We start from the raw sequence: 18540 nt of genomic DNA on the forward strand, positions 1-18540 counted from the left end.
AGGTTTATTATTAATTATTATATTTCCCTTTCCAGGCATAAGCCTTACTCTCGCTACAGCTTCTTTTCTTCTTCCTGTTCCGTAATATTGTACTGTTGCCATAGGATATCCTCCTTTCACTCTATGTCTAATTTTTCAGGCTTTTGAGCTTGATGCTTATGCTCAGAGCCCCTATATACTTTCAATCTTTTAATCATTCTGCGACCAAGTCTGTTTTTAGGCAACATGCCTTTTACAGCGTGGTATATTACAAACTCAGGTTTTGTCTGCATTAATTTTTTATACTGAACTTCTTTTAATCCTCCTGGATACCCTGTATAATATTTGTAATACTTATCTTCTAATTTATTGCCTGTCAACACAATTTTTTCGGCATTTAAAACTATCACAAAATCTCCTGTATCTACATGAGGTGTGTAGGTTGGTCTGTGCTTACCCATTAGTATTTTAGCAATTTGGCTTGCTAATCTTCCTAAGACTTTACCCTCAGCATCTATAACAAACCATTTTCTTTCGACCTCGTCAGGTTTAGCCATATATGACTTCATCTTTTATATAACCTCCTTGTCCGTGGTAAATTTCCAACATAGGGCACAATTTCGCATAATATTATTTTAATTCACAGCACTACAACTGTCAATACATAATTTTTATTAAATACAATCCTTGTGGCGGAGCAGTTACGCCTGCTTTTGTTCTGTCTCTTGATTTTAAAATATCATAAACTTCATCTTCTTTTATTTTTCCAAGACCTACATAAACTAGTGTTCCTACAATTATTCGCACCATGTTATACAAAAAGCCATTGGCTTCTATTTCAATGTTGATAAAATCTTCATTTTTTTCAATAGTTAAATCATACACTGTCCTTATAGTACTTGTTTTGCTACTTCCTGAAGCTCTAAAAGCAGAAAAATCGTGAGTCCCAATCAAGTAAGAAGCAGCTTTTTTCATTTCTTCTATATTTAAAGGATAGCCTATATGCCAACAATAATTTCTCATTGTAGGCATTGGAAATTTTCTATTAAGAATAATGTATTTGTATCTTTTTCTTTTTGCACTATATCGAGCGTGAAAAGAGTCTTCCACATCCTTTGCTTGGACAACTACTATATCATCGGGTAATACGCTGTTTAGAGCATAGGGCAGTTTTTCTGCAGGTATTTTAGTATTAGTTCTAAAGTTAGCTACTTGATATAGAGCATGAACACCTGTATCAGTTCTACTTGCACCTATTAAATTAACTTCTTCTCCTGTTACCTTCTTTATTGCTTTTTGCAATACCTCCTGAACTGTCACTGCATTCTCTTGGTATTGCCAACCGTGATAATTGGTACCGTCATATTCTACTACAATCATTACGTTTCTCATTTTTACCACGTCCAAACTCTATTCCATACAATTAGCAATACCATTATAAGGGTCACAGCTAAAGCTTCATAATCTCGTGGTTGGATTTTAAGCTGTTTCATTCGCGTTCTATTTTGCCCGCCTCTATAACACCGAGATTCCATGGCAACTGCTAATTCGTCAGCTCTTCTAAAAGCACTAATAAATAGAGGTACTAAAAGAGGCACTAGTCCTTTTGCCCTTTTTACTATATTGCCACTTTCAAAATCGGCTCCTCTTGCCATTTGAGCTTTCATGATTTTTTCTGCTTCTTCTATTAATGTAGGTATAAATCTTAAAGCAATTGTCATCATCATTGCTAATTCATGAGCCGGTACCCCTATCCGACTAAAGGGTTTTAAAATATGCTCTATTCCATCTGTCAAAGAGATAGGAGAAGTAGTTAAAGTAAGTAGTGAAGTACCGATAATCAAAAATATGAGTCTTAACCCCATAAATACAGCTAATCGCAACCCACTAGTAGTAATTTTCAAGGGTCCTAAAGTATACAATATCGTTCCCCCAGGGGTAAAAAACATATTTAAACTCACCGTCAGTAAAAGAATTATAATAACTGGTCTTAATCCTTTTAAAATATAGCTAAAAGGTATTTTTGAAATTGCTATTACCAAATAAAGGTAAAGAACCGCAAAAATGTAACCTGAAAGTTTATTTATAAAGAATATGGCCACTATAAATATAAAAGTGATAATTATTTTGATTCTCGGATCCAACTTATGAACTACCGAATCACCAGGGATATATTGCCCAATAGTTATATTTCTAAACATTTTTAGTCCCCCTGAGATAACGAATTATATATTCCTTTGCTTCTTCAATTGTTAATATATCTTCTGGAATTGCTACGCCTTTTTTTGTAATTCTCTTGCGAGAGAAGTTATTTGTGGTACCCCTAATCCCATCTTTTCTAATTTTTCAGCTTCTCTAAATACTTCCCTTGGAGTTCCAATAACTTCTATTCTTCCTTTGTTCATCACAATTATTTTATCTGCAAATCTAGCTATATCTTCCATGCTATGGGATACCAAAATTGTTATCATATTATATTTATCATGAATTTCTTTAATTTTGTTTAAAATCTCTTCCTTCCCCTTTGGATCAAGGCCTGCAGTAGGTTCATCTAATATCAAAATTTTAGGCTTCATCGCCAATATTCCTGCTATCGCAATCCTACGTTTTTGGCCACCTGATACTTCAAAAGGGGATTTATCTGCTAATTCTCTACTGATTCCAACAATATCCATTGCTTCATATACTCTTTTTTCAATTTCTTCTTCGCTAAGTCCCAAATTAGTAGGACCAAAGGCTATATCTTTAAAAATGGTTTCTTCAAAAAGTTGATATTCAGGATATTGAAAAACTAATCCTACTTCTTTTCGTACATCTTTCAAACTGACTTTTTTGTCTGTTATATCTACTCCATTTATATATATTTTCCCTGAAGTGGGTTTTAAAAGCCCATTTAAATGTTGTATTAACGTAGATTTACCCGACCCTGTGTGCCCGATGATTCCCACGAACTCTTCATCCTGTATTTCAAAAGTAACATTATTTAAAGCAACAGTAGCATATGGCGTCCCTTCATTATACACAAAGCTTAAATTTTCTACTTTTATCGGCATAAAAATTCCACCATTTCTTCTACTGTTAAAATATCTAAAGGGACGTCAAAGCCTTCTCTCTTCAATTGGTATGCCAACTCTGTAACTTGGGGCACACTAAGGCCAATCTTTTTAAAAGAGCAACTTCTTTAAATACTTCTTTAGGAGTACCATCTAACACTACTTTTCCATTATCCATTACAATAACTCTATCTGCATCTACTACTTCTTCCATAAAATGTGTTATGAGTATTACAGTAATCCCATCTTCTTTGTTGAGCTTTTTTATGGTAGAAATGACTTCCCTTCTTCCTATTGGGTCAAGCATTGCCGTTGGCTCATCTAAAATTATGCACTCTGGCTTCATTGCAATTATCCCAGCAATGGCAACTCTTTGCTTTTGTCCACCTGAGAGCATGTGAGGAGGATAATCTTTGTATTCCCACATACCTACCGCTTTAAGGGCGTATTCAACTCTTTCTCTTATTTCATCAGGTGGAATACCTAAATTTTCTGGGCCAAAAGCTACATCCTCTTCAACAATAGTAGCAACTATTTGATTATCTGGATTTTGAAAAACAAGCCCAGCAGTCTGTCTTATATCCCAAAAATGATTTGTATCTTTGGTGTCCATTCCTTTTACATGTACTTTTCCCTCTGTCGGCAATAAAAGTGCATTAAAGTGTTTAGCAAGTGTTGATTTACCTGACCCATTATGACCAATTATCCCTATAAACTGCCCTTTTTCAAACTGTAAATTTATATCCTTTAAAACTAGGTGTCGAGTTTGTTCTTCGGCATGATATTCAAAAGATAAATTTTGTGTAGTTATTATGTGTTCCATTAAGGACACCTTCTTTTAAGTTAAACTCCTTTATGAAAAATAGGGATTAAGTTGCAGCACCAAACTTAACCCCTTCGATTGTTTACACTAATTCAATAATTACTAATGGTGCGCCATCTCCTCTGCGAGGCCCAAGCTTTAAAATTCTCGTGTAACCACCTTGTCTGTCTTTGTATTTTGGTGCTATTTCGTCAAATAACTTCTTTACTACACTTTCATCTAAGATATAGGCTAAAGCCTGCCTTCTTGCGTGTAAATCGCCTCTTTTACCGAGAGTAATCATTTTTTCAGAAATGCTGCGAACCTCTTTTGCTCGTGCCTCTGTTGTAGTTATTCTACCATATTTCAAAAAGTCTGTGACTAAATTTCTAAGCATAGCCCTCCTCTGGTCAGAAGGACGGCCTAATTTTCTGTAACCCACCTTCAACCCTCCTTTATTCGTCTGCCTTTTTTAAGCTAAGTCCTAATGCTTCGAGTTTTTGTTTAACCTCTTCTAAAGATTTTTTACCCAAATTTCTGACCTTCATCATCTCTTCTTCTGTCTTTTGAGTGAGCTCTTGTACTGTATTTATTCCAGCTCTCTTTAAACAATTATAGGACCTAACAGACAAGTCTAATTCTTCAATTGTCATATCAAGAGGTTTCTCGACTTTTTTCTCAGGTTTGTCCACAAAAATATCTGAACTTTTGTATTCGCCAGTAAAAGATATAAACTTTTGAAAGTACTTAATCAACATATCAGAAGCCATACTAATAGCTTCTTTTGGCGTTATAGTTCCATTTGTCCATACTTCCAAAGTAAGTTTATCATAGTCTGTAACATGGCCTACACGAGTATTTTCTACATTGTAGCTTACCCTTTTTACTGGTGTAAAAATAGAATCAACTGGAATAACGCCTATCGGTTGGTTAGGCTCTTTGTTTTTATCTGAAGGCACATAACCCTTTCCCTTGACAAACACAATCTCCATATGGAGTTTACCATCATCACTTAAAGTAGCTATATGATGGTCAGGGTTTAAAATTTCTATATCAGCACTGCCTTTTATATGACCTGCAGTAACTTCTCCTTTTCCTTCTACATCTATGCGCCCTACCACCGGTTCATCTGAATGCAATTTAACTGCCACTTCTTTAAGGTTAAGTATAATTTCTACTACATCCTCTTTAACTCCTGGTAGGGTTGAAAATTCATGCAATACTCCATCTATTTTGACAGATTTAGGAGCAGCACCAGGAAGAGAGGACAAAAGTACTCTTCTTAAGGAATTCCCAAGAGTTATGCCATATCCTCTTTCTAAAGGCTCCACTACAAATTTCCCATACGTCCCATCTTCCGACTGCTCAACAATCTCTATTTTTGGTTCAATCATTTCAAACACTGTGAACCCTCCTTTTAACTGTTTTATGAGGGTAACCGATTATATCATTACTTAGAATACAACTCAACAATCAAGTGCTCTTGGATAGGTAGATCTATGTGTTCTCTTCTTGGCAATGAAACTACTCTACCTTCAAAAGCATCTTTATTGAGTTCTAACCAATCAGGTACATTTCTTGATACTTCTAAATTATTCTTTATTAATTCCATTGAACGGCTCTTTTCCCTCACAGATATTACATCTCCTGGCTTTACTAAGAAAGATGGTATATCAACTTTCTTACCATTTACTTCTATATGACCATGGCTTACCAATTGTCTCGCTTGTGGCCGAGATGCTGCAAAGCCCAACCTATACACTACATTATCAAGACGTCTTTCTAAAAGTTGTAACAAATTTTCTCCTGTGATTCCTTTCATTCTCTCTGCTTCTTCATAATATCTGACAAATTGTCTCTCTAAAACGCCATAGTACCTTTTGAGTTTTTGTTTTTCTCGTAGTTGCATGCCGTAGTTAGTGAGTTTTTTCTTTTCTTGTCCATGTTGTCCTGGTGCATATCCTCTTCTTGCAACAGGACATTTGTCTGTATAGCATTTATCTCCTTTTAAATATAATTTCATGCCTTCTCTTCTGCACAATCTGCAAGTTGGTCCTATATATCTTCCCATAATCGCACCTCCTTATACTCTTCTCCTCTTAGGTGGTCTGCAGCCATTGTGAGGAATTGGAGTCACATCTTTTATAAGACTCACTTCAAGCCCAGCAGCCTGTAAAGCCCTTATTGCTGCTTCTCTACCTGCACCAGGTCCTTTAACATAAACATCAACTGTTTTCATTCCATGATCCATTGCTGCCTTAGCTGCTGATTCTGCCGCCATTTGCGCTGCAAAGGGAGTTGATTTTCTTGAGCCTTTAAAGCCTATTGTACCAGCACTTGCCCAAGAAATTGTATTTCCAGCAGGATCCGTTATAGTCACAATGGTATTGTTAAACGTAGAATGAATATGGGCAATTCCTCTTTCTACGTGTTTTTTCTCGCGTTTTCTGCCAGCTCTTTTTACTCTTTTAGCCATTATTTCCCCTCCTTATTCTTACTTCTTCTTCTTAGCAACAGTTTTCCTTGGACCCTTTCTCGTTCTAGCATTAGTCCTTGTTCTTTGTCCTCTTACGGGTAGTCCTCTTTTATGCCTTATTCCTCTGTAGCATCCTATATCCATTAACCTTTTGATGTTCATAGCAACTTCTTTTCTTAAGTCGCCTTCAACTTTGTATTCTTTATCAATTATCTCTCTCAATCTAGAAACTTCTTCTTCTGTTAAATCCTTGACCCTTGTGTCTGGATTTACACCTGCTTTAGCAAGTATCTCATTTGAACGAGAACGTCCAATACCATATATATATGTCAAAGCTATTTCCACTCGTTTATCTCTTGGCAAGTCAACGCCTGCAATTCTCGCCATTTTCACACCTCCTAGCCTTGTTTTTGTTTATGCTTTGGATTTTCACAAATTACCATAACTCTACCTTTTCTTTTTATAACTTTACATTTTTCGCAAATAGGTTTTACAGATGGTCTCACCTTCATCTCGCACCCTCCTTATCACTTTCCACGCCATACTATTCTTCCACGACTCAAGTCATAAGGAGACAATTCTACTGTCACCCTGTCTCCTGGAAGTATTCGTATAAAATTCATTCTCAGTTTTCCGGATACATGGGCTAATACTTTATGCCCATTATCTAATTGTACTTGAAACATAGCATTTGGTAAAGCCTCTATCACTGTGCCCTCAACTTCAATAACATCATCTTTTGCCAAGGATATCCATTCCTCCTTATTGACTTAGGATTTATAAGGTTCTAAAAATTTTCTGATTTCTTCATTAGTTAATTTATCGCCCTTTTGAATTTTTTCTTTAATCTGCCAAATCACGTCATTATATCTTTGAAGGTGTTTAAACTTTTTTTCTTAGGTTTTTCTATCTTTCGAAGGTCCCCATCAGCTACAAGAACGTGTTGGTCATCAAACTTTCCTACAACTACAAAAACTCTGCCTTTGTCGCGACCTGCTTTGCTCCTCACTACCTGACCAATTTGCAAGTCTTCCATTAATAAATTCACCTCTTATAAAATGGTCAGTATTTCTGGGTCCCCATCCGTAATAACAATAGTATTTTCGTAATGGGCTGATAAACTGCCATCAACAGTCACTACTGTCCAATTATCTTCTAATGTTCTTACTGCATAATGTCCCGCATTTACCATCGGTTCTATAGCAAGGCACATACCTCTTTTTAATCTAGGCCCTCTTCCAGGGGGACCAAAATTAGGAATCTGTGGATCTTCATGCATTTTTATACCTATCCCATGTCCAACATATTCTCTTACTACTGAAAAGCCATGACTTTCTACATAAGTTTGTATTGCGTGAGAAATATCAGATAACCTATTCCCTTCTCTCGCGTATTTTATACCCTCAAAAAAGCTATTTTTTGTGACCTCAATCAATTTTTGTGCTTCCTTCGATATATCTCCAACAGGAAAAGTTCTTGCTGCATCTGCATTATACCCTTTATAGGTAGCTCCAAGGTCTATACTTATAATATCGCCTTCTTTAAGTTTTCTTAAACTTGGTATCCCATGAACTACTTCTTCGTTTATTGAAGCGCAAATACTAGCAGGAAAACCGTATAAACCTTTGAAGGCAGGTTTACAGCCATTTTTTATTATAAAGTCTTCTGCAATTCTATTAAGCTCTAACGTCGTAACTCCTGGCTTAATTGCCCTTTCTAAAACCTCAAAGAGATTTGCTATTACCTTGCCAGCTGTTCTCATCAAATCAATCTCATTTTTAGACTTGATATATATCATTTGCCTCTGTCTCCCAAAGCCTTTTTTATATCTTCAAATACTTCTTCTACCGATTTATTTCCATCAATATTCACTAAAATGTTTTTCTTTGTATAATACTCAATCAAAGGCTTAGTTTGACTTTCATAAACTTCTAGTCTTTTCACAACTGATTCTAACTTATCGTCGGAACGCTGTATAAGTTTTGTGCTACATTTGTCACATACATTGTCAACTGCAGGAGGAGAAGTCTTTATGTGATAAGTAGCACCACAATTAGGACATACTCTCCTGCCAGTAATCCTTTCTATCAAAGCATCTTCCTCAACTTCAATGTTTAGAACGCAATCAAGATAGGTTCCTTTTTGCTGCAAAAATTTATCCAATTCTTCCGCTTGTGTTACATTTCTTGGATATCCGTCTAACAAAAACCCTTTTTGGCAATCATCTTTTTCTAATCTATCTTCCACTATTTTATTCGTAACCTCATCGGGGACCAATAAGCCTTTGTCCATGTATTCTTTTGCTAGTTTCCCTAAGTCAGTATTATCTCTTAAATTTTGTCTAAAAATATCTCCTGTCGAAATATGAGGAATGTCAAACTCCTTAGCAATTTTCACAGCTTGTGTCCCTTTGCCAGCACCTGGGGGTCCTAAAAGTATTACTCTCATAAATCCTCCCCCTTTATTTCAAAAATCCTTGATAGTTCCTCATGATAAGGTGTCCCTCAATTTGTTTCATAGTATCAAGTGCCACACCAACTGCTATTAAAAGTGCTGTACCTCCAAAGTAAAGTTGTAACCCCGTTACATTCATTAAAATTACTGGCATTGTAGCAATAAATGCTAAGAATAATGCTCCTACAAAAGTAACTCTATTCAATACCCTTGTAAGATAGTCTGTAGTTGGTTTCCCTGGCCTTATTCCAGGAATAAATCCACCATATTTTTTTAAATTATCTGAGACATCTACTGGATTGAAGATTACTGCTGTATAGAAATAAGTAAATCCTATTATCAATAATATATCTAAAATATTGTATATTAGCCCACTTGTGCTAAGCCATTTTTGCACAAAGTTGTAAAATGACGACCGTGGGAAAAAGGTTGCTAATTGTTGCGGAAACTGTAATAGTGAAAGAGCGAATATAATAGGAATAACCCCTGCCATGTTTATTCTTATAGGAATGTGAGTACTTTGGCCACCATAAACTTTTCTGCCAACAACCCTTTTGGCATATTGCACCGGAATTCTTCTTTGCCCTTCTGTTGCTAGAATTATCAATACTATCATTATAAGCTCCGCAACTACAAAAGCAATAGCACCAAAAATATTAGCAGTACCTGCTTGAATATATTCACTTGTCAGATATATCATGTTAGGAATCCTAGAAATTATCCCCGCAAAAATTATTAATGAACTTCCGTTGCCTATTCCATTTTCAGTAATTTTTTCACCTAACCACATCAGAAAAGCAGTACCTGCCGTCAAAGTTATAACAATGACCGTCAAGTTAAAAAATGTAGGATTGATAACTGCACTCTTTAGCCCAATTGTCATTCCTATAGCTTGTATCAAGGCAAGTACAACTGTTAAATATCTGGTATACTGAGCAATTTTCTTTCTTCCCTCTTCCCCTTCTTTTGCCATTTGTTCAAGAGAGGGAATTGCTATTGTCAAAAGTTGCATTATAATTGAAGCGTTAATGTAAGGCACAATGCTCATGGCAAAAATCGTAAATTCTCGAAAAGCACCACCGGATATTATGTCAAAAAATCCGAACAATTGCCCTTGACCAAGTATTTGAGCAATCAGCTTTGGGTCAACTCCTGGCACAGGAATATGGGACCCTAATCTAAATATCACTAGCATTCCTAAAGTATAAAGTATCCTTTTCCTTATATCATCGACCTTCCAAGCATTGACAAGGGTTTGAAACACTTTAAATCACCTCTGCCTTTCCCCCAACGGCTTGTATTTTTTCAATGGCACTTTGACTAAATTTATGAGCCTTAACAGTGAATTTTTTGCTTAAATCTCCGTCACCTAATATCTTAACCCCATCTTTTACATCTTTAATTATACCACTTTCTATTAAAACTTCAGGAGTAATTACCGTTCCATCCTCAAACCTTTCTTCTAAAGTTCCAACATTTACAATTGCATATTCTTTTGAATATGTTAGTAAAACCTCTTTTTGGGAGTCTTCTTGTAAGTGGCATTTGACCTCCTTCAAAGCCCGGACGCACTCCACCGCCACTTCTTGCTTTTTGCCCTTTTTGTCCTCTGCCTGAAGTTTTACCATGTCCAGAACCTATTCCTCTTCCTACTCTTTTTCTTTCACGTCTTGCTCCTTCAGCTGGTTTTAAATCGTGCAGTCTCATCTTTGCACCTCCTATATTGCTTTTGTGTTTATTCAAACAGTTGGCTTACTGGAATTCCGCGTAATCTCGCTACTTCTTCTGCTGTTCTAAGTCTTTTTAACCCTTCAATTGTAGCATAAACCATATTAGTTGCATTAGAAGACCCAAGTGACTTCGTCAAAACGTCTTTTATGCCTGCAGACTCTAACACTGCGCGAACAGGTCCTCCTGCAATAACACCAGTACCTTCTCTGGCAGGTTTCAAGAGTACTTTTCCAGCGCCAAATTCCCCTATGACTTCATGAGGAATAGTAGTTCCTACAATTGGAACTTTAATTAAGTGTTTTTTTGCATCCTCTATAGCTTTTCTAATTGCATCTGGAATTTCTGCAGCTTTACCTCTTCCTACTCCTACATAGCCTTTATCGGCGTCTCCAACTACAACTGTGACGCTAAATCTAAAATTCTTACCGCCCTTCACAACTTTTGCAACACGATTTATGCTTACGACTCTTTCTTTTAAATCTAACTTTGTCCAATCAACTCGAGCCATTCATTTCCCTCCTTGTTAGAAATTTAATCCCGCTTGCCGTGCAGCATCAGCCAATTCTTTTACTACACCGTGATAAATATAGCCGCCCCTATCAAATACAACATCTTTTATGCCTTTTTCTAAAGCTCTCTTTGCAATCAGCTCTCCTACCAATTTAGCAGACTGCTTATTTGCTCCTTTTGCAATGCCTCTAAGTTCAGGATCTAACGTAGAAGCATGGACAAGAGTATGCCCTTTAGTATCATCGATAATTTGCGCATAAATGTGTTTCAAACTTCTAAAAACATTAAGACGTGGTCTTTCTGGTGTTCCAAAAACTTTTTTCTTACTCTTAAATGACGTCTTTTTCTTAATTCGTTCCTATTTGGTTTTGTAATCATCATCTCACCCCTTACTTCTTACCAGTTTTACCTTCTTTTAATCTCACAACTTCTCCTGCATATCTTATACCCTTGCCCTGATAAGCATCTGGTTCACGGACTCTTCTGATGTTTGCAGCAACTTGACCTACTTTTTCTTTATCGGCTCCCCTTACAATTATTTTGTTATTACCTTCTACAACAATTTCAATCCCTGGCTCTTCTTCTATTTCTACCGGATGAGAGTATCCAACATTTAACACTAATTTCTTCCCTTGTTTTGCTGCACGATATCCTATCCCTACAATCTCTAATGTTTTTTCAAAGCCTTGAGTTACGCCTTTTACCATATTTGCTATTATTGCTCTTGTAGTTCCGTGCATTGCTCTTTCTTCTTTATCGTCGCCATTTCGAGTTACAATTACTTGATTATCTTTTACTTCTATATTTACAATCGGCGGAAACTTTTTTCTAAAGTGCCTTTTGTACCTTTTACAGTTACTACATTATCAGGACTTACTTTAACTTCTACTCCCTTTGGTATTTCTATTGGCAATCTACCAATTCTAGACACTGACCACACCTCCTTATTGAAATCACCAAATGTAGCAAATAACTTCTCCTCCAACTCCTGCTTTTCTTGCTTCTTTATCTGTCATGATTCCCTTTGATGTTGAAATAATTGCAATACCCAATCCTCCTAATACTCTTGGCAATTCATCGTGCCTTGCATATACTCTCAAACCAGGTTTGCTTATTCTTTTCAAACCAGATATAACTCTTTCTTTGTTAGGGCCATACTTTAATGTTAGTTTGAGAATACCACCTTTTCCATCGTCTATTTCTTCTACTGATTTTATAAACCCTTCTTTTAGCATAATCATTGCAATAGCCCTTTTCATGTTTGAAGCAGGTATTTCTACTGTTTCATGTCTTGCAATGTTCGCATTTCTTATTCGAGTTAGCATATCTGCTATAGGATCTGTCATTACCATTGTACTACCTCCCCTCTTTTACCAACTTGCTTTTTTAACACCTGGTATCATTCCTTGATGGGCATACTTTCTGAAGCATATACGGCACATGCCAAATTTCCTCAAGTATGCATGAGGTCTGCCACAAATTTTGCACCTATTGTATTCTCTTGTCTTGTATTTTTGAGGCTTTTGCTGCTTTACTATCAAAGCCTTTCTTGCCATATAATTTTACCCTCCTTTACTTTGCAAATGGCATACCTAAAAGTTCTAACAATCCCTTCGCTTCTTCATCGGTTTTAGCAGTTGTAACAATAATTATATCCATTCCTCTTATCTTATCTATCTTATCATAGTCAATTTCAGGAAAAATTAATTGTTCTTTGATTCCTAAAGCATAATTCCCTCTTCCATCGAAAGAATTAGGAGAAACTCCTTTGAAGTCTCTCACACGAGGCAAAGCTATATTGAAAAGTTTATCCATAAATTCATACATTCTTTCTCCGCGCAAAGTAACTTTTACTCCAATTGGCATTCCCTTACGAATTTTGAAATTTGCGATTGACCTTTTAGCTCTTGTAATAACTGGTTTTTGTCCCGCAATCATTGTCAAATCATTGACTGCTGCTTCCAGCGCCTTAGGATTTTCTTTTGCTTCACCCACACCTATATTTATAACAACTTTTTCAACTTTAGGAACCTGCATTATATTTTTATAGCCAAAACGTTCCATCAGCGCTGGCACAACTTCTTTTTCGTATTTTTCTCTCAGCCTTGACATAATGAGCCTCCTTCCTTTTTATAATTATAGCGTTTCATTGCACCTCTTGCAGTAACGTACTTTTTCGCCATTTTCAAGGACTTTTACCCCATAGCGAACTCCTCTTCCACAATTTTCACAATAGAGCATAACCTTCGAACTGTAAATTGGCGCTTCTTGGTGAATTATTCCACCTGGTTTTTGCGGATTTGTCGATTTCCTGTGTTTTGTCACAACATTAACGCCTTCCACAATTACTTTGCCTTCTTTAGGAAAGGCTTGCAATACTTTGCCTTTCTTACCTTTATCCTTACCTGAAATTACAACAACCATATCTCCTTTTTTTACGTGCAATTTATTCTGTGCCATTTTCCACCCTCCTTAAAGCACTTCAGGAGCCAAAGAAATAATTTTCATGAAGTCTTTTTCTCTCAATTCTCTTGCAACTGGTCCAAAAATACGAGTACCTCTTGGTTGTTTATCATCCCTTATAATAACCGCAGCATTATCGTCAAATCTTATATAAGTGCCATCTTTTCGAGCAATTCCTTTCTTTGTCCTTACGATTACCGCTTTAACAACTTCACCTTTTTTCACAACACCACCGGGTGTTGCACTTTTTACAGAAGCAACTATTACATCTCCTACATTTGAAAACTTTCTATTTGAACCGCCTTCCAAGCGAATACACATAATTTCTTTTGCACCTGTATTATCTGCTACTTTCAATCGAGTTTGAGGTTGAATCATTTGAGTTTACCTCCTTTCAAATTATTCAGCTCTTTTAACTATTTCAACTAATCTCCATCTTTTTTCTTTGCTAAGTGGTCTTGTTTCCATTATCTTTACTATATCTCCAACATTGCATACATTATTTTCATCGTGAACTTTGAACTTTTTGGTTCTTTTTATTGTCTTTCCATAAAGAGGATGTCTTACTCTGTCTTCTACAGCAACTACAATAGTTTTTTGCATTTTATTGCTTACTACTGTTCCAATTCTAACTTTCCTGTGGCCTCTTTCCAAGTGAATGCCCTCCTTCCTTATGCTTTATTTTGCCTAATACCTAATTCCCGCTCTCTCAAAATTGTCTTTATTCTCGCAATTGTTTTTCTTACATCTCTTATCCTCATAGGGTTATCTAATTGGCCGGTAGCAAGTTGAAATCTCAAATTAAAAAGCTCTGCTTTTAAGTCCGAAAGCTTTTGAAGCAATTCCTCATTGGTAAGTTCTCTTATTTCCTTAGCTTTCATTATCTTCACCACCCAATTCTTCACGTTTTAAAAACTTTGTCTTTATAGGCAGTTTATGCATTGCAAGCCTTAAAGCCTCTTTTGCAACTTCTTCTGATACTCCACCTATTTCAAAAAGAACTCTACCTGGCTTTACAACTGCTACCCAAAATTCTGGTGACCCCTTCCCTGAACCCATACGAGTTTCAGCAGGTTTTTTAGTAACCGGCTTATCAGGGAAAATTTTTATCCACACTTTTCCGCCTCTTTTTATAAACCTCGTCATTGCAACCCTTGCTGCCTCAATTTGGGTGGCTGTAATCCAACCAGGTTCCAGCGCTTGCAACCCATATTCTCCATAAGTCAGGGTATTACCACGAGTAGCATTTCCTTTTATTCTGCCCCGTTGTTGTTTTCTGTATTTCACTCTTTTTGGCATTAACATGTTTTACTTACCTCCTTCCGCGGTTACCTGCTTTTTAGGCTGTGGCAGTATCTCTCCTTTATTTATCCAAACTTTTACTCCTATTTTCCCATAAGTAGTATTTGCCTCTGCAAAGCCATAGTCAATATCCGCTCTTAAAGTTTGAAGCGGTACAACTCCTTCATGATACCTTTCAGTACGAGCAATTTCTGCACCAGCCAATCTACCCGAACAAGCAATTTTAATACCTTTAGCACCTAATTTCATCGCTCTTGCTATGGCTTGTTTCATAGCCCTTCTATAGGATATCCTTTTTTCAATTTGAGCTGCAATATTCTCAGCTACTAGTTGTGCACTAAGTTCAGGAGTTTTGACTTCCACAATATTAAGGATAACTGTCTTATTAGTCATTTTTTCCAATTCTTCTCTTAACTTGTCAATACCTGCTCCACCTTTGCCAATTACCATTCCTGGTTTTGCAGCATGAATATCTATTTTTATCCTATTGGACGCTCTCTCAATAACTATTTTAGGAATCCCAGCTGAATACAGTTTTTCTTTTATATAGTTTCTTATTTTAATATCTTCTATTAAGAGTTTTGAAAAATCTTTGTCATCCGCATACCATTTAGCTAGCCAATCTTGTGTAACTCCAACTCTAAGTCCATATGGATGTACCTTTTGGCCCACGCATATCCCTCCTTTATTCTTTTTCCTTCACGACTATCGTTATATGACTGGTTCTCTTCCTCATAATATCTGCTCTTCCCATCGCTCTTGGGAAAACTCTCTTCATTGTAGGGCCTTCATCTGCCACAGCCTTTGCTACATACAGATTATCTCTATTCATTCCATGGTTATTTTCAGCATTAGCAATGGCTGATTTAAGAACCTTGGCAACTATTCCTGAGGCTCTTTTTGGAGTAAACCTTAAAATAGTTAAGGCTTCATCCACATGCTTGCCACGAATCAGGTTAAGAACTAATCTTACCTTTCGAGGCGAAATTCTTACATATCTGGCTATTGCCCTTGCCTCCACGTTATCTCCTCCTTTGCCTATTTAACTTTGGAAGTTTTTTCAGTATCAGCATGTCCGTGGAAGGTTCGAGTAGGAGCAAATTCTCCTAACTTGTGCCCTACCATCGCTTCAGTTATATAAACAGGTACATGCTTTCTGCCGTCATGAACAGCTATTGTATGTCCAACCATTTCTGGCACAATTGTCGAGCTCCTTGACCATGTTTTGATTACTTTTTTCTCATTCTTTTTATTCATTTCAACAATCTTTTTAAGAAGTTTTGGATCAACATAGGGACCTTTTTTTACAGATCTGCTCAAGGCATTGACCTCCTTTCACCAACTATTTGCGTCTCTTAATGATAAATTTATCCGAAGCTTTACCTTTCTTACGTGTCTTATAACCCAATGCAGGCTTGCCCCATGGTGTAAGTGGCCCTGGATGTCCGATAGGTGCTTTACCTTCACCACCACCATGTGGATGGTCAACCGGATTCATCGCTGAACCTCTAACAGTTGGTCTTCTTCCAAGCCATCTTGACCTTCCTGCTTTACCTATCTTTACATTTTCATGGTCTAAATTTGATACTTGTCCAATGGTTGCACGACAGTCAGCCTTTATCAATCTAATTTCTCCTGAAGGCATTCTAACTTGAACATAATCCCCTTCTTTAGCCATAAGCTGTGCCGCTGTACCTGCCGCTCTCACTAATTGTCCACCTTTTCCTGGTATAAGCTCGATGTTATGGATTATTGTACCTACAGGAATATTCCTTAAAGGCAAAGCATTTCCTACCTTAATGTCTACATTTTCACCAGATTCTACTATATCTCCCACTTTTAGTCCATAAGGAGCAATGATATATCTTTTTTCCCCATCTAAATAATGTATAAGTGCAATATAAGCTGTTCTATTTGGATCGTACTCAATAGCAGCAACTTTTCCTGGTACTCCGTCCTTATCTCTCTTGAAATCTATAATCCTATATTTTCTCTTATGTCCGCCACCACGATGTCTGACAGTAATTCTCCCGTATACATTTCTTCCACCCGATTTAGTTAAAGTAACAACTAAGGATTTCTCTGGCTTATCCTTAGTAACTTCCTCAAAAGTCAATACCGTCATTTGACGTCTGCCGGGAGATGTCGGCTTAAAAGATTTTATTCCCATTTCTTTCCCTCCTTAAACTTAAAATTATGCCTGCAACCCTTCAAAGAATTCGATACCTTTACTATCTGGAGTAAGCTTCACTATTGCTTTTTTGTAAGCTTCTGTCCTTCCTTCATATTTTCCCATTCTCTTTGGCTTTCCTTTGTAATTCATTGTATATACTTTTTCCACTTTGACCCCAAATATGTCTTCTACAGCTTTCTTTATTTGAATTTTATTTGCTCTTTTATCCACAATAAAAGTATATTTTCTCTCACTCATGAGGTTCATACTTTTTTCAGTTATTACTGGGCGTATTATAATGTCGCGTGCCTCCATTAGGCGTACACCTCCTCGACTATGCCCACGGCATCCTTTGTTATGATAAACTTGTCGTATTTTAAAATATCATAAGTATTCAAATAATTAGCATATAAAGTTTTAACACCTGGTATATTTCTTGCTGAAAGTTCTACGTTCTTTTCCCCTTCAGGTACCACTATTAACGCGCTATCAACATTAAAATTCTTAAGAAGTTCAACAACTTTTTTAGTCTTTGGCTGATCTAATTTGAATTCATCTAATACAATTATCTCGTTATCTCTAACTTTAGATGAAAGAGCAGATTTTAAAGCTAATCTTTTTACTTTTTTAGGTAACTTATAGCTGTAATCTCTTGGCTTTGGTCCAAAGACAATACCACCTTTAATCCATTGAGGAGCTCTTATACTTCCTTGACGTGCTCTTCCTGTTCCCTTTTGTCTCCAAGGCTTTCTTCCACCACCACGAACTTCGCCGCGGGTTTTGGTCGAATGGGTACCCTGCCTTTGATTCGCCAAATAATTTAGCACTGCTTCATGCATAACAGGAACATTTACTGGCACGCCAAAAACTGAATCCTTTAGTTCTATTTCTCCTACCTGTTCCCCTTTTACGTTGTAAACCGCTACCTTAGGCATCTTTCTTCCTCCTTTCATCACTTGCTCTTCACGGAATCTTTTATAATGAGCAAGGAACCTTTAGGTCCTGGCACTGATCCTTTTACTAACAATAAATTTAATTCAGGATCAACTTTTACAACTTCGAGGTTTTGTATAGTTACTCTTTCATGTCCCATATGCCCAGGCATAATTTTGCCTTTAAAAGTTCTTCCTGGGTCTGTGGTAGCACCCATCGAACCTACTCTTCTATGATATTTGGAACCGTGAGACATAGGTCCTCTATTAGCGCCATATCTCTTTACAACACCTGCAAAGCCTTTACCTTTTGAAATACCTGTTACATCTACTCTATCTCCTGGTTTAAAAATATCTACCTTTATTTCGCTACCTACTTCATATCCACTTATGTCATCTAACTTAAATTCTCTTAAATATCTCTTAAAAGGCACTCCTACTTTTTTAAAATGCCCTATTAAAGGTTTTGTAAGTCTTTTCTCTTTAACATCTCCAAAACCAACTTGAATAGCATTGTATCCATCAGTCTCCACTGTTTTTTTCTGTACGACAACACAAGGACCTGCTTCAATTACTGTGACAGGAATTACTTCTCCTTTTTCATTAAATATTTGTGTCATACCGTGCTTTTTACCTAAAATACCTTTTTTCATTCTTTTATCCAC

At 36.7% G+C, this 18540-nt stretch carries 30 protein-coding genes and 6 pseudogenes (1 of these 36 cut by a window edge); all 36 read right to left on the reverse strand.

Annotated features, from left to right (window positions below; translation table 11 throughout):
* Window positions 1–102, reverse strand: the 5' portion of a protein-coding gene (gene rpsI / locus OEI98_RS12180) for a 30S ribosomal protein S9 (RefSeq protein ID WP_003870239.1). Its footprint begins 291 nt before the window's first position; 102 of the gene's 393 nt are visible here — the first part of the coding sequence; its start codon is at window positions 100–102; the stop codon falls past the left edge of the window.
* Between the two features lie 14 nt (window positions 103–116).
* A complete protein-coding gene (gene rplM / locus OEI98_RS12185) occupies window positions 117–548 on the reverse strand; it encodes a 50S ribosomal protein L13 (protein ID WP_004402339.1) in 432 nt (143 codons plus the stop codon).
* A gap of 88 nt (window positions 549–636) precedes the next feature.
* Window positions 637–1371 carry a tRNA pseudouridine(38-40) synthase TruA gene (gene truA / locus OEI98_RS12190; RefSeq protein WP_004402341.1) on the reverse strand — a complete coding sequence of 245 codons (735 nt, stop codon included), beginning with the start codon at window positions 1369–1371 and terminating at the stop codon, window positions 637–639.
* Window positions 1372–1373: 2 nt separating this feature from the next.
* Entirely contained in the window at window positions 1374–2180 is an 807-nt protein-coding gene (locus OEI98_RS12195) for an energy-coupling factor transporter transmembrane component T family protein (RefSeq protein WP_266038119.1), read from the reverse strand.
* Window positions 2173–3032, reverse strand: a pseudogene (locus OEI98_RS12200) (energy-coupling factor transporter ATPase). The gene OEI98_RS12195 and the pseudogene OEI98_RS12200 overlap by 8 nt, the downstream one beginning before the upstream one ends.
* Window positions 3023–3855: pseudogene (locus OEI98_RS12205) on the reverse strand (energy-coupling factor transporter ATPase). The pseudogenes OEI98_RS12200 and OEI98_RS12205 overlap by 10 nt, the downstream one beginning before the upstream one ends.
* An 82-nt stretch (window positions 3856–3937) precedes the next feature.
* Entirely contained in the window at window positions 3938–4276 is a 339-nt protein-coding gene (gene rplQ / locus OEI98_RS12210; RefSeq protein ID WP_003868588.1) for a 50S ribosomal protein L17, read from the reverse strand.
* Between the two features lie 13 nt (window positions 4277–4289).
* Window positions 4290–5237: a DNA-directed RNA polymerase subunit alpha gene (locus OEI98_RS12215; RefSeq protein ID WP_003870245.1), complete on the reverse strand. Its 948-nt coding sequence runs from the start codon at window positions 5235–5237 to the stop codon at window positions 4290–4292.
* Between the two features lie 47 nt (window positions 5238–5284).
* Window positions 5285–5905, reverse strand: a complete 621-nt coding sequence (gene rpsD / locus OEI98_RS12220; RefSeq protein ID WP_003870246.1) for a 30S ribosomal protein S4 — start codon at window positions 5903–5905, stop codon at window positions 5285–5287.
* Between the two features lie 12 nt (window positions 5906–5917).
* Entirely contained in the window at window positions 5918–6310 is a 393-nt protein-coding gene (rpsK, locus tag OEI98_RS12225; protein ID WP_003870247.1) for a 30S ribosomal protein S11, read from the reverse strand.
* 18 nt (window positions 6311–6328) lie between these two features.
* Window positions 6329–6697 (reverse strand): 30S ribosomal protein S13, encoded by a 369-nt coding sequence (gene rpsM / locus OEI98_RS12230; RefSeq protein WP_003868584.1) that lies wholly within the window; start codon window positions 6695–6697, stop codon window positions 6329–6331.
* A gap of 11 nt (window positions 6698–6708) precedes the next feature.
* Window positions 6709–6822 carry a 50S ribosomal protein L36 gene (gene rpmJ, locus OEI98_RS12235; protein WP_003373491.1) on the reverse strand — a complete coding sequence of 38 codons (114 nt, stop codon included), beginning with the start codon at window positions 6820–6822 and terminating at the stop codon, window positions 6709–6711.
* A gap of 15 nt (window positions 6823–6837) precedes the next feature.
* Window positions 6838–7056 (reverse strand): translation initiation factor IF-1, encoded by a 219-nt coding sequence (infA, locus tag OEI98_RS12240; RefSeq protein WP_003870248.1) that lies wholly within the window; start codon window positions 7054–7056, stop codon window positions 6838–6840.
* Window positions 7057–7080: 24 nt separating this feature from the next.
* Window positions 7081–7346, reverse strand: a pseudogene (locus OEI98_RS12245) (RNA-binding protein).
* A 15-nt stretch (window positions 7347–7361) separates the two neighbouring features.
* On the reverse strand, window positions 7362–8108 hold the full coding sequence (map, locus tag OEI98_RS12250; protein WP_003870250.1) for a type I methionyl aminopeptidase: 747 nt from the start codon (window positions 8106–8108) through the stop codon (window positions 7362–7364).
* Window positions 8105–8758 carry an adenylate kinase gene (locus OEI98_RS12255; RefSeq protein ID WP_266038143.1) on the reverse strand — a complete coding sequence of 218 codons (654 nt, stop codon included), beginning with the start codon at window positions 8756–8758 and terminating at the stop codon, window positions 8105–8107. Before OEI98_RS12255 ends, map begins: the two co-directional genes overlap by 4 nt.
* Before the next feature lie 13 nt (window positions 8759–8771).
* Entirely contained in the window at window positions 8772–10028 is a 1257-nt protein-coding gene (gene secY, locus OEI98_RS12260) for a preprotein translocase subunit SecY (RefSeq protein ID WP_014063489.1), read from the reverse strand.
* A 1-nt stretch (window position 10029) separates the two neighbouring features.
* Window positions 10030–10471 (reverse strand): annotated as a pseudogene (gene rplO, locus OEI98_RS12265) (50S ribosomal protein L15).
* A 28-nt stretch (window positions 10472–10499) separates the two neighbouring features.
* A complete protein-coding gene (gene rpsE, locus OEI98_RS12270) occupies window positions 10500–11003 on the reverse strand; it encodes a 30S ribosomal protein S5 (RefSeq protein WP_004402350.1) in 504 nt (167 codons plus the stop codon).
* 15 nt (window positions 11004–11018) lie between these two features.
* Window positions 11019–11383: pseudogene (gene rplR, locus OEI98_RS12275) on the reverse strand (50S ribosomal protein L18).
* Window positions 11384–11394: 11 nt separating this feature from the next.
* Window positions 11395–11936: pseudogene (gene rplF / locus OEI98_RS12280) on the reverse strand (50S ribosomal protein L6).
* A 22-nt stretch (window positions 11937–11958) separates the two neighbouring features.
* Window positions 11959–12357, reverse strand: a complete 399-nt coding sequence (gene rpsH / locus OEI98_RS12285) for a 30S ribosomal protein S8 (protein WP_003868574.1) — start codon at window positions 12355–12357, stop codon at window positions 11959–11961.
* Window positions 12358–12375: 18 nt separating this feature from the next.
* Entirely contained in the window at window positions 12376–12561 is a 186-nt protein-coding gene (locus OEI98_RS12290) for a type Z 30S ribosomal protein S14 (protein WP_003868573.1), read from the reverse strand.
* 16 nt (window positions 12562–12577) lie between these two features.
* Window positions 12578–13117, reverse strand: coding sequence for a 50S ribosomal protein L5 (gene rplE / locus OEI98_RS12295; protein ID WP_003870256.1), 540 nt, complete (start codon window positions 13115–13117; stop codon window positions 12578–12580).
* A 24-nt stretch (window positions 13118–13141) separates the two neighbouring features.
* Window positions 13142–13465 (reverse strand): 50S ribosomal protein L24, encoded by a 324-nt coding sequence (gene rplX, locus OEI98_RS12300; RefSeq protein ID WP_003870257.1) that lies wholly within the window; start codon window positions 13463–13465, stop codon window positions 13142–13144.
* Between the two features lie 12 nt (window positions 13466–13477).
* Window positions 13478–13846, reverse strand: coding sequence for a 50S ribosomal protein L14 (rplN, locus tag OEI98_RS12305; RefSeq protein WP_003868570.1), 369 nt, complete (start codon window positions 13844–13846; stop codon window positions 13478–13480).
* A 21-nt stretch (window positions 13847–13867) separates the two neighbouring features.
* A complete protein-coding gene (gene rpsQ / locus OEI98_RS12310) occupies window positions 13868–14122 on the reverse strand; it encodes a 30S ribosomal protein S17 (RefSeq protein ID WP_003870258.1) in 255 nt (84 codons plus the stop codon).
* Between the two features lie 17 nt (window positions 14123–14139).
* Window positions 14140–14349 (reverse strand): 50S ribosomal protein L29, encoded by a 210-nt coding sequence (rpmC, locus tag OEI98_RS12315; protein ID WP_003870259.1) that lies wholly within the window; start codon window positions 14347–14349, stop codon window positions 14140–14142.
* On the reverse strand, window positions 14339–14773 hold the full coding sequence (rplP, locus tag OEI98_RS12320) for a 50S ribosomal protein L16 (protein ID WP_003870260.1): 435 nt from the start codon (window positions 14771–14773) through the stop codon (window positions 14339–14341). The genes rpmC and rplP overlap by 11 nt, the downstream gene beginning before the upstream one ends.
* A 3-nt stretch (window positions 14774–14776) precedes the next feature.
* On the reverse strand, window positions 14777–15442 hold the full coding sequence (gene rpsC, locus OEI98_RS12325) for a 30S ribosomal protein S3 (RefSeq protein ID WP_003870261.1): 666 nt from the start codon (window positions 15440–15442) through the stop codon (window positions 14777–14779).
* A 13-nt stretch (window positions 15443–15455) separates the two neighbouring features.
* Window positions 15456–15791: a 50S ribosomal protein L22 gene (rplV, locus tag OEI98_RS12330; RefSeq protein WP_003868565.1), complete on the reverse strand. Its 336-nt coding sequence runs from the start codon at window positions 15789–15791 to the stop codon at window positions 15456–15458.
* Window positions 15792–15808: 17 nt separating this feature from the next.
* Entirely contained in the window at window positions 15809–16090 is a 282-nt protein-coding gene (rpsS, locus tag OEI98_RS12335; RefSeq protein WP_003868564.1) for a 30S ribosomal protein S19, read from the reverse strand.
* Window positions 16091–16112: 22 nt separating this feature from the next.
* On the reverse strand, window positions 16113–16940 hold the full coding sequence (rplB, locus tag OEI98_RS12340; RefSeq protein WP_004402352.1) for a 50S ribosomal protein L2: 828 nt from the start codon (window positions 16938–16940) through the stop codon (window positions 16113–16115).
* Between the two features lie 24 nt (window positions 16941–16964).
* Window positions 16965–17258, reverse strand: a complete 294-nt coding sequence (gene rplW / locus OEI98_RS12345) for a 50S ribosomal protein L23 (protein ID WP_003870263.1) — start codon at window positions 17256–17258, stop codon at window positions 16965–16967.
* The gene (rplD, locus tag OEI98_RS12350; protein ID WP_003868561.1) at window positions 17258–17878 is read right to left on the reverse strand and encodes a 50S ribosomal protein L4; all 621 of its coding nucleotides are present in this window, start codon (window positions 17876–17878) and stop codon (window positions 17258–17260) included. The genes rplW and rplD overlap by 1 nt, the downstream gene beginning before the upstream one ends.
* A 17-nt stretch (window positions 17879–17895) precedes the next feature.
* Entirely contained in the window at window positions 17896–18528 is a 633-nt protein-coding gene (rplC, locus tag OEI98_RS12355; protein ID WP_003870264.1) for a 50S ribosomal protein L3, read from the reverse strand.
* Window positions 18529–18540 lie beyond the last annotated feature (12 nt).

It is taken from the genome of Thermoanaerobacter sp. RKWS2 (assembly GCF_026240795.1).
GTDB classification, from domain to species: Bacteria; Bacillota; Thermoanaerobacteria; order Thermoanaerobacterales; family Thermoanaerobacteraceae; genus Thermoanaerobacter; species Thermoanaerobacter ethanolicus.

Excerpts from the sequence above, each read along its gene's own strand:
- rplX (WP_003870257.1), bottom strand. The coding sequence starts at position 13,465 with ATGGCACAGAATAAATTGCACGTAAAAAAAGGAGATATGGTTGTTGTA.
- rplN (WP_003868570.1), bottom strand. The coding sequence starts at position 13,846 with ATGATTCAACCTCAAACTCGATTGAAAGTAGCAGATAATACAGGTGCA.
- rpmC (WP_003870259.1), bottom strand. The coding sequence starts at position 14,349 with ATGAAAGCTAAGGAAATAAGAGAACTTACCAATGAGGAATTGCTTCAA.
- rplB (WP_004402352.1), bottom strand. The coding sequence starts at position 16,940 with ATGGGAATAAAATCTTTTAAGCCGACATCTCCCGGCAGACGTCAAATG.
- OEI98_RS12290 (WP_003868573.1), bottom strand. The coding sequence starts at position 12,561 with ATGGCAAGAAAGGCTTTGATAGTAAAGCAGCAAAAGCCTCAAAAATAC.
- rpmJ (WP_003373491.1), bottom strand. The coding sequence starts at position 6,822 with ATGAAGGTGAGACCATCTGTAAAACCTATTTGCGAAAAATGTAAAGTT.
- rpsM (WP_003868584.1), bottom strand. The coding sequence starts at position 6,697 with ATGGCGAGAATTGCAGGCGTTGACTTGCCAAGAGATAAACGAGTGGAA.
- rpsD (WP_003870246.1), bottom strand. The coding sequence starts at position 5,905 with ATGGGAAGATATATAGGACCAACTTGCAGATTGTGCAGAAGAGAAGGC.
- rplE (WP_003870256.1), bottom strand. The coding sequence starts at position 13,117 with ATGTCAAGGCTGAGAGAAAAATACGAAAAAGAAGTTGTGCCAGCGCTG.
- OEI98_RS12255 (WP_266038143.1), bottom strand. The coding sequence starts at position 8,758 with ATGAGAGTAATACTTTTAGGACCCCCAGGTGCTGGCAAAGGGACACAA.
- rplD (WP_003868561.1), bottom strand. The coding sequence starts at position 17,878 with ATGCCTAAGGTAGCGGTTTACAACGTAAAAGGGGAACAGGTAGGAGAA.
- rplP (WP_003870260.1), bottom strand. The coding sequence starts at position 14,773 with ATGTTAATGCCAAAAAGAGTGAAATACAGAAAACAACAACGGGGCAGA.
- rplW (WP_003870263.1), bottom strand. The coding sequence starts at position 17,258 with ATGGAGGCACGCGACATTATAATACGCCCAGTAATAACTGAAAAAAGT.
- map (WP_003870250.1), bottom strand. The coding sequence starts at position 8,108 with ATGATATATATCAAGTCTAAAAATGAGATTGATTTGATGAGAACAGCT.
- rpsE (WP_004402350.1), bottom strand. The coding sequence starts at position 11,003 with ATGGCTCGAGTTGATTGGACAAAGTTAGATTTAAAAGAAAGAGTCGTA.
- OEI98_RS12195 (WP_266038119.1), bottom strand. The coding sequence starts at position 2,180 with ATGTTTAGAAATATAACTATTGGGCAATATATCCCTGGTGATTCGGTA.
- rplM (WP_004402339.1), bottom strand. The coding sequence starts at position 548 with ATGAAGTCATATATGGCTAAACCTGACGAGGTCGAAAGAAAATGGTTT.
- truA (WP_004402341.1), bottom strand. The coding sequence starts at position 1,371 with ATGAGAAACGTAATGATTGTAGTAGAATATGACGGTACCAATTATCAC.
- rpsK (WP_003870247.1), bottom strand. The coding sequence starts at position 6,310 with ATGGCTAAAAGAGTAAAAAGAGCTGGCAGAAAACGCGAGAAAAAACAC.
- rpsH (WP_003868574.1), bottom strand. The coding sequence starts at position 12,357 with ATGGTAATGACAGATCCTATAGCAGATATGCTAACTCGAATAAGAAAT.
- rplC (WP_003870264.1), bottom strand. The coding sequence starts at position 18,528 with ATGAAAAAAGGTATTTTAGGTAAAAAGCACGGTATGACACAAATATTT.